At 70.6% G+C, this 15,618-nt stretch carries 14 protein-coding genes; 5 read left to right on the top strand and 9 right to left on the bottom strand.

All coding sequences use genetic code 11. The features are described 5' to 3' along the window. Positions 1–40: 40 nt before the first annotated feature. The 3 genes from RJT50_RS11435 to RJT50_RS11445 are packed head-to-tail and all read right to left on the bottom strand — an operon-like array spanning position 41 to position 1,623. Entirely contained in the window at positions 41–472 is a 432-nt protein-coding gene (locus tag RJT50_RS11435; RefSeq protein ID WP_313691466.1) for a hypothetical protein, read from the bottom strand. 27 nt (positions 473–499) lie between these two features. After that, the gene (locus RJT50_RS11440; RefSeq protein WP_313691467.1) at positions 500–1,144 is read right to left on the bottom strand and encodes a hypothetical protein; all 645 of its coding nucleotides are present in this window, start codon (positions 1,142–1,144) and stop codon (positions 500–502) included. Next, positions 1,141–1,623, bottom strand: a complete 483-nt coding sequence (locus RJT50_RS11445; protein ID WP_313691468.1) for a DsbA family protein — start codon at positions 1,621–1,623, stop codon at positions 1,141–1,143. Before RJT50_RS11445 ends, RJT50_RS11440 begins: the two co-directional genes overlap by 4 nt. A 344-nt stretch (positions 1,624–1,967) precedes the next feature. Here RJT50_RS11445 and RJT50_RS11450 point away from each other — a divergent pair, with 344 nt between their 5' ends. After that, a complete protein-coding gene (locus tag RJT50_RS11450; RefSeq protein ID WP_313691469.1) occupies positions 1,968–2,759 on the top strand; it encodes a sugar phosphate isomerase/epimerase family protein in 792 nt (263 codons plus the stop codon). A 180-nt stretch (positions 2,760–2,939) separates the two neighbouring features. On the opposite strand, the gene RJT50_RS11455 is transcribed toward RJT50_RS11450, so the two are convergent. Together RJT50_RS11455 and RJT50_RS11460 are read right to left on the bottom strand one after the other, a co-directional pair. After that, positions 2,940–3,782, bottom strand: a complete 843-nt coding sequence (locus tag RJT50_RS11455) for an alpha/beta fold hydrolase (protein WP_313691471.1) — start codon at positions 3,780–3,782, stop codon at positions 2,940–2,942. Between the two features lie 47 nt (positions 3,783–3,829). Next, a complete protein-coding gene (locus tag RJT50_RS11460; RefSeq protein WP_313691473.1) occupies positions 3,830–5,050 on the bottom strand; it encodes an acyl-CoA dehydrogenase family protein in 1,221 nt (406 codons plus the stop codon). Between the two features lie 97 nt (positions 5,051–5,147). Here RJT50_RS11460 and RJT50_RS11465 point away from each other — a divergent pair, with 97 nt between their 5' ends. Continuing rightward, positions 5,148–6,323 carry a phosphotransferase family protein gene (locus tag RJT50_RS11465; RefSeq protein WP_313691475.1) on the top strand — a complete coding sequence of 392 codons (1,176 nt, stop codon included), beginning with the start codon at positions 5,148–5,150 and terminating at the stop codon, positions 6,321–6,323. A gap of 555 nt (positions 6,324–6,878) precedes the next feature. Here RJT50_RS11465 and RJT50_RS11470 read toward each other — a convergent pair. From RJT50_RS11470 to RJT50_RS11480, 3 genes are all read right to left on the bottom strand, one after another. Next, positions 6,879–7,814, bottom strand: a complete 936-nt coding sequence (locus RJT50_RS11470; protein ID WP_313691476.1) for a branched-chain amino acid transaminase — start codon at positions 7,812–7,814, stop codon at positions 6,879–6,881. A 93-nt stretch (positions 7,815–7,907) separates the two neighbouring features. Then, positions 7,908–8,585, bottom strand: coding sequence for a 3,4-dihydroxy-2-butanone-4-phosphate synthase (ribB, locus tag RJT50_RS11475; RefSeq protein WP_313691478.1), 678 nt, complete (start codon positions 8,583–8,585; stop codon positions 7,908–7,910). After that, a complete protein-coding gene (locus RJT50_RS11480; RefSeq protein WP_313691479.1) occupies positions 8,582–9,355 on the bottom strand; it encodes a DUF120 domain-containing protein in 774 nt (257 codons plus the stop codon). The genes ribB and RJT50_RS11480 overlap by 4 nt, the downstream gene beginning before the upstream one ends. A 223-nt stretch (positions 9,356–9,578) precedes the next feature. Here RJT50_RS11480 and argS point away from each other — a divergent pair, with 223 nt between their 5' ends. Then, positions 9,579–11,342 carry an arginine--tRNA ligase gene (gene argS / locus RJT50_RS11485; RefSeq protein WP_313691480.1) on the top strand — a complete coding sequence of 588 codons (1,764 nt, stop codon included), beginning with the start codon at positions 9,579–9,581 and terminating at the stop codon, positions 11,340–11,342. A 215-nt stretch (positions 11,343–11,557) separates the two neighbouring features. On the opposite strand, the gene RJT50_RS11490 is transcribed toward argS, so the two are convergent. Beyond that, positions 11,558–12,970, bottom strand: a complete 1,413-nt coding sequence (locus RJT50_RS11490) for a nucleotide-binding protein (protein WP_313691482.1) — start codon at positions 12,968–12,970, stop codon at positions 11,558–11,560. Between the two features lie 179 nt (positions 12,971–13,149). On the opposite strand from RJT50_RS11490, the gene prf1 reads away from it, so the two are divergent. Together prf1 and RJT50_RS11500 are read left to right on the top strand one after the other, a co-directional pair. After that, complete coding sequence (prf1, locus tag RJT50_RS11495) at positions 13,150–14,412, top strand: peptide chain release factor aRF-1 (protein ID WP_313691484.1); 1,263 nt, start codon at positions 13,150–13,152, stop codon at positions 14,410–14,412. Between the two features lie 99 nt (positions 14,413–14,511). After that, a complete protein-coding gene (locus RJT50_RS11500; protein ID WP_313691486.1) occupies positions 14,512–15,588 on the top strand; it encodes a DUF2891 domain-containing protein in 1,077 nt (358 codons plus the stop codon). The last annotated feature ends 30 nt before the right edge of the window (positions 15,589–15,618 follow it).

Consider the following 15,618-nt stretch of genomic DNA (forward strand, 5'->3'; position numbering starts at 1 on the left):
CGGGGAGCCACCCGTCGAACCCCGGAAGAACTGTCGAGTCTCAGCCAGCCGTCGAGTGGCGACGTTCGAGCGCTCCCACGAACACGAGTTTCAGCGCCGTCGAAACCGCCGCGGCGACGATCGCTCTGCCCGGCCGCCGCCGGTAGGCGGACAGGAGCGCGTAGCCGAACGCCGCGGAGTTGAGTGCGTTGAGCCGCGTCCACCCGCCGGGATCGATCCCCTCGCGGAGCCACGCCCGTTCGGCGTCGACGACGCGGGTCATCCACGCGAGGTCGGCGTCCCGATCCACCGGCGGGAACGCGACCAGATTGACGAGCGTGAAGCCGAGCGCCAGCGCGAGCAGGCGGCGGTCGCGCGCGTAGACCGCCCAGAGCAGCAACGGGGTCGCGAGGAAGCGCGACCAGCCGCTCAGCGGGTTCGCGTGGCGCTCCCAGAACCAGTCGGCGTCGGCGAGGCGGCCGGCGAGGGACATACGCGGGCTACGTATCCCGCACCTATCTCAGTTGCGCGCCGGCGAGCCATCTGGTGGGGGAACGTCGACCGGACAGCCCCGAATCTCGCCGCCGCGGAGCCCCTCCGCGAGCCAGTAGAGCGAGAGGCCGAGCGGGACGAGCGCGAGCAGGGTGAACTCCAGCCCCTCCAGCGGGAAGAACAGGAGCAGCCCCGACCCGCCCGCCAGCGACAGGACGCCGACCAGGACGGCCGACCCGCACGCGGCACAGCCGGCGCCGAGCGCGCCGAGCAGGACCCCCACGGTCCCGCCGGCGCTTCCGGCACCTCCCTCTCGCAGCGAGAGCCCGTGTTCCCGGAGGTGGTAGGCGACGACGGCGACGGCGACGCCGACGAGCACGGCGACCGCGAGGAGGAACAGCCCCGCGACCGGACCGTAGCCGGTGCTGACGAACGGGTACTGCTCGGCCAGGATGGTGAGCCGCGCGTCGAGCGGGAGCGACCCGCCGAGTACGGTGTCCCGGATCAGCGCGACGTTCTGGGAGAGCACGAACCCGGAGAGCGCGAGCGCCGCCGCGACGAGCGCGCCGACCGCGTAGGTGGGGATGCCGAGGACGAGCCTGACGGTCCGTGCGACCAGCCTGGCGTCCCGGCGCGAGCGCGGCAGTCGGGGGAGGAGGCGGCGGACGCTCACAGCTCCAGGGCGGCGGCGACGGTGTCGTAGCTCACGACGCCGGACGCGACGGTGTGGTACGTCCCGTCGCGGAACATGTATAGCGTCGGCGTGCGGTCCGCGCCGGCGGCCTCGCCCGCGTCCAGGTCGGCCTGCACGGCGTCGTCGTACGCCTCGGCCTCCGCGTCGGCGACGACCGCGTCGGCGTCGAGGTCGGTGTTGGCGTCGAGCCAGTCGCGCGTCCGGTCGAGGACGTTGTCGCCGTCGAAGTCGTCCTGCCGGGCGAAGTAGTGGTCGAACAGCCCCCAGAAGGCGTCGGCCTCTCGGGCGTACGTCGCCTCCAGCGCCTGTGTCGCCGGTTCTCCCCACGGGTAGATGATCGGGTAGGTGCGGACGACGAAGCGGAGCCGGCCGTCCGCGAGCGGGCCGTCGCGGAGCCGACTGCCGGTCTGGCGTTCGAAGCGCCGGCAGGTCGGACAGGAGGGGTCCTCGAAGGCCACGACGGTCGCCGACGCGTCGGACCCGCCGAGGGAGGGCTGCTCGGCGAGCCCCCGGCTCGCCGGGTGGGTGTCGAGCGACCGTGGCGTCTCGGTGGCGTCGCCTTCCCGACCCCGTTCCGCGTCCCGCCGCCCACGCTCCCGAGACAGCCCACAGTCGTCGCACTCGCACCGAGCGCCGCGAGCACGTCCCGGCGCGTCCTCGTCATACCGTCGACGACGGGACGTGGTGGCAGGGGGTTTTCGCGGTCGGGCGCGATTCGCGCACGGTCGTTCGTTGACTCGTTTCGGTGGCCCTCCGGCACCGCCGTCAAAACGCCAAAGTCCCACGTCTCGAACGGGTACGCATGACCGACGGCATCCGACAGGGGTTCATGGTCGGCAACGGCGCGGACCCGGAGCGGTGTTTCCGCCTGGCCGACGAGGTCGGGTTCGACTTCTTGGAACTGAACACCGACCACCAGTTCGACCGGTCGCGCGTGGACGCGGGCGAACTCCGAACGCTCGCGGACGACCACGGCCTCGACCTGGTCTGTCACCTGCCGTACCGGCTCGACGCCTGCTCGCCGCGCGAGCACGTTCGAACGGGCGGCGTCCGGGAACTGGAGGCCGCGGTCGACCACGCCGCCGCGATGGGTGCCGAGACGGGCGTGTTCCACCTCCAGACGCTCGTGAACGACGGGAAGTGGACGGCTGAGGAGGTTCGACCCGCGATGTACGAGACGGCCGCCCACCTGACCGCCCATGGACGGGATCGAGGGGTCGAGGTCGTCGCGGAGAACCTGAAGTCGGCCTTCTTCGACGCGGGCGACTTTCCCGACCTGTTCGTCGAAACCGATGCGTCGGCGTGTCTCGACACGGGCCACGCGTTCGTCACGGGGCATGACGGCGCCGAGCAGGCGGCCCTGATCCGCGAGCACGGCGACCGGATCAGTCACGTGCATCTCAACGACACCCGCATCGAGGAGGACGACGAGCACCTGCCGGTCGGGATGGGGCGGATCGATTTCGGGGCGATCGCGGACGCGATGCGTGACTCCGGCTGGACGGGGACCTGCACGCACGAGCTGTTCACGTTCGACCGGTCGTACGCCGTCGCCGGGAAGGAGCGGTTCGATTCGATGCTATCCGGCGTCTGACCGGCGAGATGCCGGGCCCCGTTTCAGTGGCGGGTCCCCGGACGTTCGCGTACCGATCCGTTCACACGGCGTTGCGTCGTGTGGCGTCCGCCTCGAAAGTCCCGCCGTGCTCGGCGCTCGGGCCGTCACGCCGACCGGAGGCGACCGGGTCCCGAGGACCGATCGGGACCCGGACCCTCCTCACCCGAGGTGATCGACGAGCTGATCGCAGTACGCCGCCGACCGGTCGTGGGTGACCCAGTGGTACGCATCCGCCAGGGCCACGACCGCTCCGTCGCCGGAAGTCGCCTCGACCAGCCGCTCGGCCTGCGACACCGGCTGGAGCACGTCGTCGCCGCCCCAGAGACACAGCAGGTCCGCGGTGATCTCCCCGTAGTCGATCTCGGTCGTGTGGTTCGTGTTGGTCGAGACCGCCGCGCGGGCGAGCGCGCGCCGGCCGCCCTCCCGCTCCCACGGGGCCTTCATCCCCGCGAGCCACTCGGGGTCGGCCTCGTCGTAGGCGCCGTCGGCGAACAGGAACTCGAGCTGCTCGTCCAGCTCCTCGTCGTCCCAGCCCTCCACCGTGCCCGGGACGCCCAGCGAGTTGATGAACTCGACCGGCCAGGAGTCGAAGCAGGCGGCGTTCGAGAGCACCAGCTTCCCCACCGAATTTGGCCGGGCGGCCGCGTAGCGGAGCGCCACCGCGCCGCCGACGTCGTGGGCGACGAAGTCGACGTCCTCGACGCCGCGTTCGGCGAGAAAGTCCGCCAGCGCGACCGTCTGTGCGCGCACCGAGCGGTCGAAGCCGTCCCGGTTGGCCGAGTTGCCGTAGCCCACGAGGTCCGGCGCGATGACCCGGCGGTGCTCGGCCAGCGCCGGGGCGGCGTCCCGCCAGAGGAACGACCACGTCGGGATGCCGTGGAGGAACACGACCGGCGGGCCGTCGTGTTCGGAGCCGTCCTCGTAGACGGCGTACCGGAGGTCGTGCCCGTCGACCGTGACGGTCGTCTCCCGCTGCGTCTCGGTCCAGTCGTGATGGTCCATATCGAACCATCAGGGGCACGGGGCTTTAGCCCGGCGCCGCTCGGCGTTCAGCCGTCGTACCGGGTGACGTTCTCCAGTTCCGAGGGGTCGACGTCCTCGAACGCCTCGCGGGCGATGACGCGCCTGTGGACCTCGTCGGCCCCGTCGACCAGCCGGAACTGCCGGACCGCCTCGTAGAAGTCCGAGACCGGGAGGTCCTTCCCGATGCCGTTCGCGCCGCACGTCTGGAGGCAGGTGTCGATCACGTCCTGGACGACGTTCGCCGCGAACGTCTTGCTCATCGACACCTGCACGCGGGCCTCCTCGCCCGCGGCGATTCGGTCGGCCGCGTCCCGGACCGTTGTCCGAACCGCGTGGAGCCGCGTCTCCGCGTCGGCGATCTCGTACCGGAGCGACTGCTTCTCCGAGAGCGGTTCGCCGAACCCCTCGCGCTCGCTGGCGTACGCCGTCGCCACGTCGAGCGCGCGCTCGGCCATCCCCGAGTAGCGCATGCAGTGGGTGAGCCGCGCGGGGCCGAGCCGCTGCTGTGCGTGCCGGAACCCCTCGTTCAGTTCGCCGAGCAGGTTCTCCTCGGGCACGCGCACCCCCTCGAACGTGATCTCCGCGTGGCCGAGGCCGTCGACGCCGCCGCCGAGGTGGGGGATGTCGCGCTCGACCGTCACGCCCGCCGTATCGGCGTCGACGAGGAACAGCGAACAGCCGGCGTAGGGGTGTGCGTCGGGGTCGGTGCGGGCCATGACGATGAGGAACTCGGCCTCCGACCCGCCCGTCGTCCACCACTTGTGGCCGTCGATGACCCACTCGTCGCCCTCCTTTTTCGCGCTGGTCTTCAGCATCTTCGGGTCCGAGCCGCCGCCCTGCATCGGCTCGGTCATCGAGAAGCCCGAGGAGACGTCGCCGGCGACGAGCGGCCGGAGGTACTCCTCCTGCTGGGCGTCGGTGCCGAGCAGTTCCAGCGTGTGCATGTTGCCCTCGTCCGGCGCGTCGACGCGGCACGCGGCCGGGCCGAGCAGCGAGCGCCCCGCCACCTCGAACATCGGCAGCGCGTCCCGGAAGTCGACGCCCATGCCGCCGAACTCCTCGGCGATCTGCGGGCAGTAGACGTCGTACTCGCGTGCCGCCCCGCGGAGCTCCGCCACCTGCTCGTCGCTCACCGGGTCCCCGCCCAGCACCTCGCGCTCGACGGGGATCACCTCCTCGTCGAGGAACTCCCGCGCCCGCCCCGCGAGGTCCCGTGCCGCCTCGCTGTCGTCGTAGCTGACGTTCACAGGAGGGTGTCGGACGGACCCGACAAAACGATGTCCCCGAACGGGGCGCGGGGTCCCACCCCCTCCGTTTTTGCGCCCACCACCGGTACGCCATCACATGACCGACGACGCGACCGGCACGGGTGAGGCCGACGAGCGGAGCGCGGACGCCGGCGACGGAGGCGCGGGCGGCGACGGCCGGAGCGCGGGCGGTGACGGCGGGACGGACGGCACGGACGACGAGTACACCGCCCGCCTCGTCGACCCCGAACGCCTCCGGGCCCACCTCGACGCGGAACTCGGCCCCGCCGACGAGTTCGCCGTGGAGCGCCACCAGGCGGGCCACTCGAACGAGACGCTGTTCGTGACCCACGGCGACCGCGAACTCGTCGTCCGCAGGCCGCCGCCCGGCGCGACAGCCGAGACGGCACACGACGTGCTCCGGGAGTACCGGGTGATGGACGCGCTCCAGGACACGCCGGTCCCGCTCCCGACCACCGTCCTCGCCTGCGAGGACGAGTCGGTGCTCGGCGCGGAGTTCTTCGTGATGGACCGGACCGCGGGCGACGTGCTGCGCGCCGAGGAGCCGGAGCGCTTTGCCGCGCCCGAGCCCCGCCGACGGATCGGCGAGGAACTGGTGGACACGCTCTCGGCGATCCACTCCGTTGACCCCGCGGCGGTGGGGCTCGCGGAGTTCGGCAGACCGGCGGGGTTCACCCAGCGGCAGGTCGACCGCTGGGCGAAGCAGTACGAGTGGGCGTTCGCGGTGACCGCCGACGAGCGCGAGGTGCCCGCCATCCACGAGACGACGGCGTGGCTCCGGGAGCACGTCCCCGAGTCACACCCCGAGACGCTGGTTCACGGGGACTACAAGCTGGACAACGTGATGTTCGGTCCCGGGACGCCGCCGGACCTCGTCGGCGTGTTCGACTGGGAGCTGTCGACGCTGGGCGACCCGCTGACTGACCTTGGCTGGATGCTGTCGTTCTGGCGCGAGGCGCGGGACCCCGAGCCCGCGGTGCCGGAGCTTCAGGCGACGTTCATGGCCCGGGAGGGGTATCCGAGCCGACGGGAGCTGGTGGAGCGCTACGAGGCCGCCACGGGCCTCGAGTACGAGCACGACCGCTTCTACCGGACGCTCGCGGTGTACAAGCTGGGCGCGCTCGGCGAGATGTTCTTCCGGCGACACCTGGAGGGGAACAGCGACGACCCGCTGTACCCGCTGATGGAGGACGGCGTGCCGGCACTTGGCGAGCGCTGTCTTCGTATTATCGGCGGTGAAGAGGAGTTGTAAGTAGGCTTCTCCGTTCGGTGTTTTCGAAGTTCGGTTCGTTTCATCGGTTCCTGGTTGGTTCGATACGCAACTACTGCTTGATCGGCCGAGTAGACCACTACTGCTTGATCTAGGAGGGCCTCGCCCTCCCCAACCGCTTGCGATGCTCGCTCGCAGGCTCGCTGCGATGCTCACCCCCCACGCGCGTCGACTCACCCCACAGGGGGGTTCGAGTCACGCGCGCCAAGCCAACCACCAGCAGGCGCAGACCGCACCCCTGCTGCCGACGCACCCGCCAGTTGACCGGGAGAACGCTCCGGTGGACTACCTACGGCGTGCTCGTTCGGTAGTCGGGGGCGCGTCGCTCGGCCGACTTTCCGCAGGGTGGGACTGAAAGGGGCCGCGGCGCTCGTGGTGCCCCGACGACGCAAGCACCGCAGGAACGAGGCCGCAGGCCGAGTGACGAGGAGCGCAGCGAGGCGCGGCCCACGAGCGCCGCGGGGGCTTTCGAGGCCACTCCGACGCTCACCTGATACTGGTTGAACCGAAGACCGCTAAAGATCCCCGAGAAGAACCCTAAACGTACGCGAACCACTCCTCGTGGTCGTCCGTCCGCCGCTCCACGAGGTCGAAGAACGCCTGCTGGAGTTCCTCGGTGACGGGTCCACGCGAGCCGTTGCCAATCTCGACGTTGTCCACCTGGCGGATCGGGGTCACTTCCGCGGCCGAGCCGGTGAAGAACAGTTCGTCGGCCGTGTTGAGTTCGCCCCGCGAGATGCTCACGTTGTCGTGCACCTCGTAGCCGCGCTCCTCCGCGAGCGTGATGACCGTGTCTCGGGTGATGCCGTCGAGGATCGACTCGCTCAGGCCCGGCGTGTAGAGCTCGTCGTCCCTGACGAGGAAGATGTTCTCGCCCGGCCCCTCCGCGACGTTCCCCTCCTTGTTCAGCACGATGGCCTCAGCGAAGCCGTTGCGGCGGGCCTCCTCGCCCGCGAGCAGCGAGTTGACGTACAGGCCGGTCGTCTTCGCGTTCGTCGGAATCTGGCTGGAGGCGTGCTTGCGCCAGGAGGAGATCTTCACCTTGATGCCGTTCTCCAGGGCCTCCTCGCCGAGGTACGCGCCCCAGGGCCAGGCGGCGACGACGACGTCCGTCGGGCACTCGCCCGGCGAGACGCCGAGACTGTGGTAGCCGTAGTACGCGAGGGGGCGGACGTACGCCGAGTCGAGGTCGTTCCGCCGGATCGCACCCATCGTCGCCTCGGTGAGCTCCTCGCGCGAGTAGTCGATCTCCATGTCGTACGGCTTTGCCGACTCGTAGAAGCGGTCGAGGTGCTCCTCCCAGCGGAAGACCGCCGTGCCCCGCTCGGTGTCGTACGCGCGGACACCCTCGAAGATGCCCGTACCGTAGTGGAGCCCGTGGGTGAGCACGTGGGTCGTCGCGTCCGCCCAGTCGACGAACTCGCCGTTCTGCCAGATGACCCCGCCGTCCGCCATCTCCTCGAAGGCCGTCATGCGAGACTCGAGGTATCGCCCGGACTTAAAATCATGAGAACCGCCCGCGTTCGACGCGAACGTTGCCGGAGAACCGAGCGGGAACGGTGCAGGTTAGCCGAGCGCGTCGACCAGGTCCGCGCCCTCGACGTACGGGAAGCCGTGGCGCCGGGCGTACTCGCGGGCCGCTTCCGGCGCGAGCGCCGCGCCCGACTCGTCGTCGAGCATCTCACAGACCACGACCGCGGGCGCGCACCCGGCCTCCGCGGCGAGCGCGAGACCGAGTTCCGTGTGGCCGACGCGGTCGGCCAGTCCGCCGGGCGCGCCGCGCAACACGTCGACGTGGCCCGGCGAGCGGAACTCCGCCGCGAACTCCTCGGCGCCGTAGTCGTGGCCCGCGGCCACCGTCTCGGCCATCGAGGCGAGTTCGGTGATGGTGCGCGCCCGGTCGTCGTCGGTGACGCCGGTGAACGTGTCGCGGTGGTTCACCGGCAGCGAGAACGACGAACGGTCGTCGTACGCGAGGTCGTGGCCGCCCGCGGCCGGGTGGTCGAGCGCGTCCTCCAGGAACGGGAGGTCGACCGCGTCGGCGACGTCGTCCGGGACGGCGACACAGATCAGCCCGCCCGCGTCGTTCCGCATCCGGGCCACGTCGGCCGGCGTCACCGACTCGGCTGGCGTGACGACGTCAGTCTCGCCCTCCCGGTCGGCGAAGTCGTGGACACACACCGGGTCGCCCGCGCGGAACGCCTCCAGCGCGCGGTCGAACGCGGCCGCCTGCTTGCGGCTCATTCGGTCGCCTCCGTCCCGCCCGCAGGCTCCTCGTCGGCGTCCGCGTCCCCGGCTGTGGGGCCGTCCGCCCGCACCGCGTCCTCGACGCTCACGGTGAGTTCGTCGCCGTCGTCCAGCCCCAGTTCGTCGCGGAGCTTCGCGGGCGCGATGACCTCGAGCTGCTCCTCGTCGTGGTGGGTCCGCTCGGGGACGATGACGTGTGCCGGCTCGAACGAGCCGCCGGTCGCCTCGACGCGCGCCGCGTAACACGTCGCCGGGCCGAACGTCCGCTCGTCGTCCTCCCAGCCGTCGATGGGGACGCCGTCCACCGAGTCCATGCCCGCACGCGCCCGGACGGACGCCTCCGTGAGTGCGACGTTCAGCGTCCCCAGGAACGGCTCGTAGCCGAGCCGCTCGCGGAACTGCGCCATGTACCCCGACAGCGAGATGTAGTGGCGTCCCTCGCCCATGCCGCCGGTGACGGTGCCCGAGAGCGTCAGGCCGGTTCCGTCCTCGAACACGCGCCGGTAGTCGGCGTACTCGGCGCGGAGGCGGCGCTCGCCCTCGTCCGTGACCGACACCCACTGGCCGTCGCTCACCACGTCCCGGTCGAGCAGCCCCGCCTCCTCCAGCCGCTGGAGGCGGCGAGAGGCGGTCTGGCTCGACGCGTCGAGACGGTCGCCGAGCGCGGAACAGGAGACTTTGACGGGCTCGCGGAGCCCGCCGCGGAGGGCGACCGTCTTCAGCGCGGCCACCTCGTCGTGGCCGACGGTCCTCGCAGTCGTTGCCATTGGCCACAGTACCGGGGCGACCGGCAAAAGCGTATCGAAGGTGAGGTGCGTCCCGAATTCGTTATGGAGGGCGTACGATCCGGATCTCGTGAGTTAACGCGGGAGCGACACGCTGAAAAATCGTCGGATCCCGGCGTCCATCGACGGTGACCGCGCCGAGGACCGCGTGGCGTGGCCGGGCGCTTCGGAAACCCCTTTATCGGCGGCGGGGGAAGCCTCGCCCATGTTCAGACAGTTCCGGTCGGCCGTCGCGGCGGCGCTCGCCGAGGCGCTCGCCGAGCGCGGGTACCCGACCGACGACCTCGGCATCGAGGAGCCGCCCGGCGACGTGGCGGCGACGCTGGCGTCGAGCGTCGCCTTCCGGCTGGCCGGCGAGGCGGGGGCCCCGCCGCCCGAGGTGGCAGCGGAGGTCGCCGACGGAATCGACGTCGACGCGACCGAGTACCTCTCCCGGGTCGAGACGAGCGGGCCGTACCTCAACTTCTTCACCGACGACGCGTACCTCGCGGGCACCCTCGAGGCGGCCCGGGCGGACGGCTACGGCTCGCTGCCCGAGCGCGGGGAGTCGGTCGTCGTCGAGCACACCTCCGCGAACCCGACCGGCCCGGTCCACGTCGGCCGCGCGCGCAACCCGATCGTCGGCGACGCGGTTGCGAACACCCTCGCGTACGCCGGCTACGACGTGGAGCGTCACTACTACGTCAACGACGCGGGCCGTCAGATGGCCGTGTTCACCTGGGCGTTCGAGACGTTCGACGAGTCGGAGCTTCCCGAACCGGACCGCGAGAAACCCGACTACGACCTCGTGCGGTACTACCGGAAGGGGAACAGCTTCCTCGAGGCGGGGGACCCCGACGAGGTCGCGGACGCGGAAGCCGAGATCGAGTCGATCATGCGGGGGCTCGAATCCGGCGACGAGGCGACCTACGAGCGCGTGAGCGAGGTGGTCGACACGGTGCTCTCGGGCATGCAGGAGACGCTCTCGCGGCTCCCCGCCGGCTTCGACGAGTTCGTCAAGGAGACGCGGTTCATCCGCGACGGCAGCGCGGCCGAGGCGGTCGACCGCCTGAAGGACAGCGAGTACGCCGAGACGGACGACGGCGCGTGGGTGCTCAACCTGGGGGAGTGGGGCATCGACAAGGAGTTCGTGTTCCTGCGCTCGGACGGCACCTCGCTGTACACGACCCGCGACCTGGCCCACCACGAGTGGAAGTTCGAGAACTACGACCGCGCGGTGACGGTGCTGGGCGAGGACCAGCGCCTCCACGCGAGCCAGCTCGAGGCCGCCCTGGAGGTGCTGGGCAACGACACCGACCAGCTCACCTCGATGTTCTACTCGTGGGTGAACCTCCCCGGCGGCGAGGGGATGAGCACCAGGGAGGGCACCGGCGTCGACCTGGACGACCTGCTGGACGAGGCGATCGACCGCGCCCGCGAGGAGGTCGAGACGCGGATGGACGACCGCATCCGCGACGACGACCTCACCTACGCGGACGTCGAGCGCATCGCCGAGCAGGTCGGCGTCGGGGCGGTCCGCTACGACATCGTCTCCAAGCAGCCGACGAAGACGATCACGTTCGAGTGGGATCACGCGCTCGACTTCGAGGCCCAGTCGGCGCCGTACGTCCAGTACGTCCACGCGCGCTGCTGTGGCATCATCGACGAGGCGGCCGCCGGGGGGACGACCCCCGCGGCCGACGTCGACGCCGAGGCGCTCTCGACGTCCGAGGAGCGCGCCCTGCTGGCGAGCATCGCACGGCTGCCGGCCGTGATCGAGGAGGCCGCCGAGGATCTCGAACCCCACCGCGTCGCCACCTACACCCGCGAGTTCGCGGAGACGTTCAACGCGTTCTACCGCGAGTGTCCGGTGCTGACGGCGGAGGACGAACCGACCCGCGAGGCCCGTCTCGCGCTCGTCGCCGCCTCGCGCACCACGGTCGCGAACGCGCTCGACGTGCTCGGCGTCGCGGCTCCCGAGTCGATGTAGGCGGTCGGAGAACTGTCGGGGCTCGATCCTTCGACGGCCTCAGGCGACGAGCGTGCCGCCCGAGGTGGTGACGGCGTACGCGCCCAGTCCGAGCGCGAGCACGACGAAGACGATGACCCACCACAGCGGGACGCGACCGCTCTCTGCTTGACTCATACGTTGGGGTCGCGTTCGCGGCCCAATGAACTTCGCGGTTCGCCCCGGGCGAGCGAACGTCAGCGGAACAGTCTGCTGAGGATTCCACCGCCGGCGTCGTCCCCGTCGCCCTCCTCGTCGTCCGTCTCGTCCGCGTCCGCGGCGGCGGCCGCGGACGTGCCCTCGTCGTCGCGCTCGGCGAAGGGGATCGCCTCGTCGTCGATCGCATCGCCCTCCGCCGCCTCGTCCCCCGCGGAACCGTCCTCCGTGAACTCCTCGTACTCCTCCCGGCCGAGGACGGTCCCCCGTGCTGCCGCGGCCGCCCCGTCCTCCCCGCCGTCGTCCTCGATGATGACTGCGTCGTCCGAGACCGACTCCTCGTCGCCGGCCGACTCCTCGTCCGCGATCGACTCGTCTCCCTCGGCGACGTCCGGGTCGGCATCGTCGGCGTCGCCGGCCGGCTCCGCCGTCACGTCGGAACCGTCGGCGTCCCCGGCGGAGTCCGGTTCGTCTTCGCTATCGGGCGCTCGCTCCGCGTCTGCCGGTTCCCTCCGGTCGCCGTCGGGGTCCGTGTCCGCACCAGCGTCACCCTCGCCGTCCGAATCGACATCCACGCCGTCGTCCCCGTCTCCGTCCACCTCACCGTCGGGGTCCGCGTCCCCGTCGGAGTCCGCGTCGGTCCCCGGATCCGTGCCGGCGACGGCGGCATCACCCGGCATCGTCGGGTCCTGTTCGCCCTCCTCCACCTCGTAGGAGAGGGGCGGACGGATCGGTTCGCCCGTGAGCGAGGACGCGAGCGATCGGTAGCTCGCGGCCGCGTCGCCGCCGGGATCGTGCTGGGAAATCGGCTCCCGTGCCGCGATCGCGTCGGCGATGACCGACTCCTCCTCGATCCGCCCGAGCACCGGTGCCTCGAACGCCCCGGGGTCGACGTCGGCGGCCGCGAGCGCGGACTCGAGCGTGTCGTCGGGGCCGACGCGGTTGAGCGCGATGCCGACGATCGTCCCGCCGAGCCGTTCAGTCAGGTCGATCGTCTTGCCCGTGTCGACGATGCCGTCCCGTGTCGGCGTCGAGACGAGCAACACCCCGTCCGCGAGCGAGAGCGGGAGCGCGCTCTCGTGGGTGAGCCCCGCGCCGGTGTCGACGACGACGTAGTCGGCAGCCGTGATCGACCCGAGCACCTCGCGGATCCGCGAGGGGTCGGCCGTCCGGAACGCCGACAGCGACTGGTCGCCCGGGACCACCGAGAGCCCGTGGGGGCCCTCGTAGGTCGCGTCCGCCGGGTCGGCCTCGCCGGCGAGCACGTCGTGGAGCGTCGCCCCGTCTTCCGGTACCTCGAGGCCGAGCGCCGGCGCGAGGTTGGCGGTCCCGATGTCGCCGTCGACCGCCACCGTCTCGAACCCGGCGGCCGCGAGCGTCGCCGCCAGGTTGGCGGCGGTCGTCGTCTTCCCGACTCCCCCCTTCGCGCTGGCGACGGCGTAGATAGTCGGCATTTGGGAGGAATCGGAGGCACGGTGATATAAAGGTGGGTCCCAGCGTCCGACACCGCTGCCGCGAGTCTCGACCGGGCAGAGCCGCCATCGGCGGGTTCGGCGGCCGCCGGGCGGACGACGGATGTGGACGTATCGCAGTATTCAACAGTTACTTACACGCACGCCGGCGACTAGGACCAATGAGTAGCGACGCGGCGGACGGGGCGGACGAGCCCTCCGAGGACCGACGGAAGTACGAGTTCCGCAAGGTCCTCGAGGAGCTCGACGAGTACGAGGGCTCGGGCACCCAGCTCGTCACCATCTACATCCCCGAGGACAAACAGATCTCCGACGTGGTCGCCCACGTCACCCAGGAACACAGCGAGGCGTCCAACATCAAGTCCAAGCAGACGCGGACGAACGTCCAGGACGCGCTCACCTCCATCAAGGACCGGCTCCGGTACTACGACATCTACCCGCCGGGCAACGGGATGGTCATCTTCTCGGGCGCGGTGAACGCTGGCGGCGGCCAGACCGACATGGTGACGGAGGTGCTCGAGTCGCCGCCCGAACCCGTCGAGTCGTTCCGCTACCACTGCGATTCGGACTTCCTGACCGAGCCGCTCGAGCACATGATGGCCGACAAGGGCCTGTTCGGGCTCGTCGTCCTCGACCGACGGGAAGCGAACGTCGGCTGGCTGAAGGGGAAACGCGTCGAGCCGGTGAAGTCGGCGTCCTCGCTCGTGCCGGGCAAGCAGCGGAAGGGCGGCCAGTCCGCCCAGCGGTTCGCCCGCCTGCGGCTGGAGGCGATCGACAACTTCTACCAGGAGGTCGCGGGGATGGCCAACGACCTGTTCGTCGCCAAGCGCCACGAACTGGACGGCATCCTCGTCGGCGGCCCCTCGCCGACGAAGGACGAGTTCCTCGACGGCGACTACCTCCACCACGAGATCCAGGACAACGTGCTCGGCAAGTTCGACGTCGCCTACACCGACGAGTCCGGGCTGTACGACCTGGTCGACGCCGCCCAGGAGGTGCTCGCAGACCAGGAGGTCGTCAAGGACAAGCGACAGATGGAGGAGTTCTTCGAGAACCTCCACACCGGCGACGAGGCGACCTACGGGTTCGCCGAGACGCGCCGGAACCTCGTGATGGGCGCGGTCGACCGCCTGCTGCTCTCGGAGGACCTCCACCACGACGTCGTCCCGTTCGAGTGTCCGAACGGCCACGAGGAGTACGAGATCGTCGAGCGCCGCCACTCGACGCCCGAGCACACCTGTTCGAGTTGCGGCGAGGAGGCGGAGCCGGGCGAGCGCGAGGACGTCGTCGAGCACCTGATGAACATCGCCGAACAGCGCGGCACGGAAACGAAGTTCATCTCCACCGACTTCGAGAAGGGCGAGCAGCTCATGGACGCGTTCGGCGGCGTCGCCGGCATCCTCCGCTATCGGACCGGCGTGTAAGCCGGCGATCAGGGTCCCGGTAACCGGTTCTCGGGGGCGTGTGTGTCGGTACCACGCCACCAGCCGATTCAAGAGGGGGAACCGAGAACCGACGGTCGAATGAATCCGCTCGCAGCCGTCGACACGGACGTGATCCTCTCGGGCCGGAGCGACTGGATCGGTCCGGACCTCGCCGAGACGCTCTCACACCACCCGTTGGCGTCGATCGAGACCGAGTTCCCCCACCACGTCCGCTCGATGGAGTCGCCCGAGAGGAACGAGCGCCCCAGGGAGCGGCACCCGGTGTTTTACGGCTGCTACGACTGGCACTCGGCGGTCCACAGCCACTGGGCGCTGGTTCGACAGCTCCGACTGTTCGACGAACACCCCCGGGAGTCCGAGATTGTCGGGAGCTTCGACTCGCGGTTCACCGAGGAAAACGTCGAACGGGAGGTCGAACGGTTCGCGGAGACCGAGTCCTTCGAGAAGCCGTACGGCTGGGCGTGGCTCCTGCATCTCGCCTCGGAGCTCTCGCTGTGGGACGACCGGCGCGCGGACGGGTGGGGAGAACTGCTCGAACCGCTGGAGGAGACCATCGTCGACCTCGTCGAGTCGTCGTTCCTGACCGGGGAGCGGCCGTTCCGGGTCGGGACCCACGGGAACACGGCGTTCGCCCTCCACTGCGTCCTCGATTACGCGCGGACCACGTCGAACGACTCGCTGGAGTCCGCGGCTTCGGCGACTGCGCGGAAGTTCTACGCGGACGACCGCGACTACCCGGTCGCGTACGAACCGCTCGGCTGGGACTTCCTCTCTCCGGCGCTGACCGAGGCGGATCTCATGCGGCGCGTCTACGATCGGGACGAGTTCGTGACGTGGCTCGACGGCTTTCTCCCGGAGCTTTCCGCTTCGCCCCACGAGTCGATCCTCGACCCGGTGCGGGTCGACGCTGCCCCCGACGAGGGTGTCGCGCTCCACCTCGTCGGACTGAACGTCTCGCGCGCGTGGTGTCTGGCGGGCCTCGCGGACGCACTCGACGGGCACCGGTACGGCGACCCGTTCGAGCGGAGCGCCCGGCGGCACGCCGAGCGGGGTCTGGAGGGGGCGTTCACCGACGATTACGCCGGGTCACACTGGCTCTCGTCGTTCGTGCTCTATCTGCTGACCCGAACCGAGGGCGGCATCGCGCCGGAGTGACCCCGGACCGTTCCCGCCGTCAGACGCACG

The sequence above is a fragment of the Halobaculum sp. XH14 genome (assembly GCF_032116555.1).
Taxonomy (GTDB): Archaea; Halobacteriota; Halobacteria; order Halobacteriales; family Haloferacaceae; genus Halorarum; species Halorarum halobium.

Bases quoted from the DNA above. Each gene is read 5' to 3' on its own strand.
- RJT50_RS11435 (WP_313691466.1), bottom strand. From the start codon at position 472: ATGTCCCTCGCCGGCCGCCTCGCCGACGCCGACTGGTTCTGGGAGCGC.
- prf1 (WP_313691484.1), top strand. From the start codon at position 13,150: ATGAGTAGCGACGCGGCGGACGGGGCGGACGAGCCCTCCGAGGACCGA.
- ribB (WP_313691478.1), bottom strand. From the start codon at position 8,585: ATGAGCCGCAAGCAGGCGGCCGCGTTCGACCGCGCGCTGGAGGCGTTC.
- RJT50_RS11480 (WP_313691479.1), bottom strand. From the start codon at position 9,355: ATGGCAACGACTGCGAGGACCGTCGGCCACGACGAGGTGGCCGCGCTG.
- RJT50_RS11450 (WP_313691469.1), top strand. From the start codon at position 1,968: ATGACCGACGGCATCCGACAGGGGTTCATGGTCGGCAACGGCGCGGAC.
- RJT50_RS11470 (WP_313691476.1), bottom strand. From the start codon at position 7,814: ATGACGGCCTTCGAGGAGATGGCGGACGGCGGGGTCATCTGGCAGAAC.
- argS (WP_313691480.1), top strand. From the start codon at position 9,579: ATGTTCAGACAGTTCCGGTCGGCCGTCGCGGCGGCGCTCGCCGAGGCG.
- RJT50_RS11455 (WP_313691471.1), bottom strand. From the start codon at position 3,782: ATGGACCATCACGACTGGACCGAGACGCAGCGGGAGACGACCGTCACG.
- RJT50_RS11500 (WP_313691486.1), top strand. From the start codon at position 14,512: ATGAATCCGCTCGCAGCCGTCGACACGGACGTGATCCTCTCGGGCCGG.
- RJT50_RS11465 (WP_313691475.1), top strand. From the start codon at position 5,148: ATGACCGACGACGCGACCGGCACGGGTGAGGCCGACGAGCGGAGCGCG.
- RJT50_RS11490 (WP_313691482.1), bottom strand. From the start codon at position 12,970: ATGCCGACTATCTACGCCGTCGCCAGCGCGAAGGGGGGAGTCGGGAAG.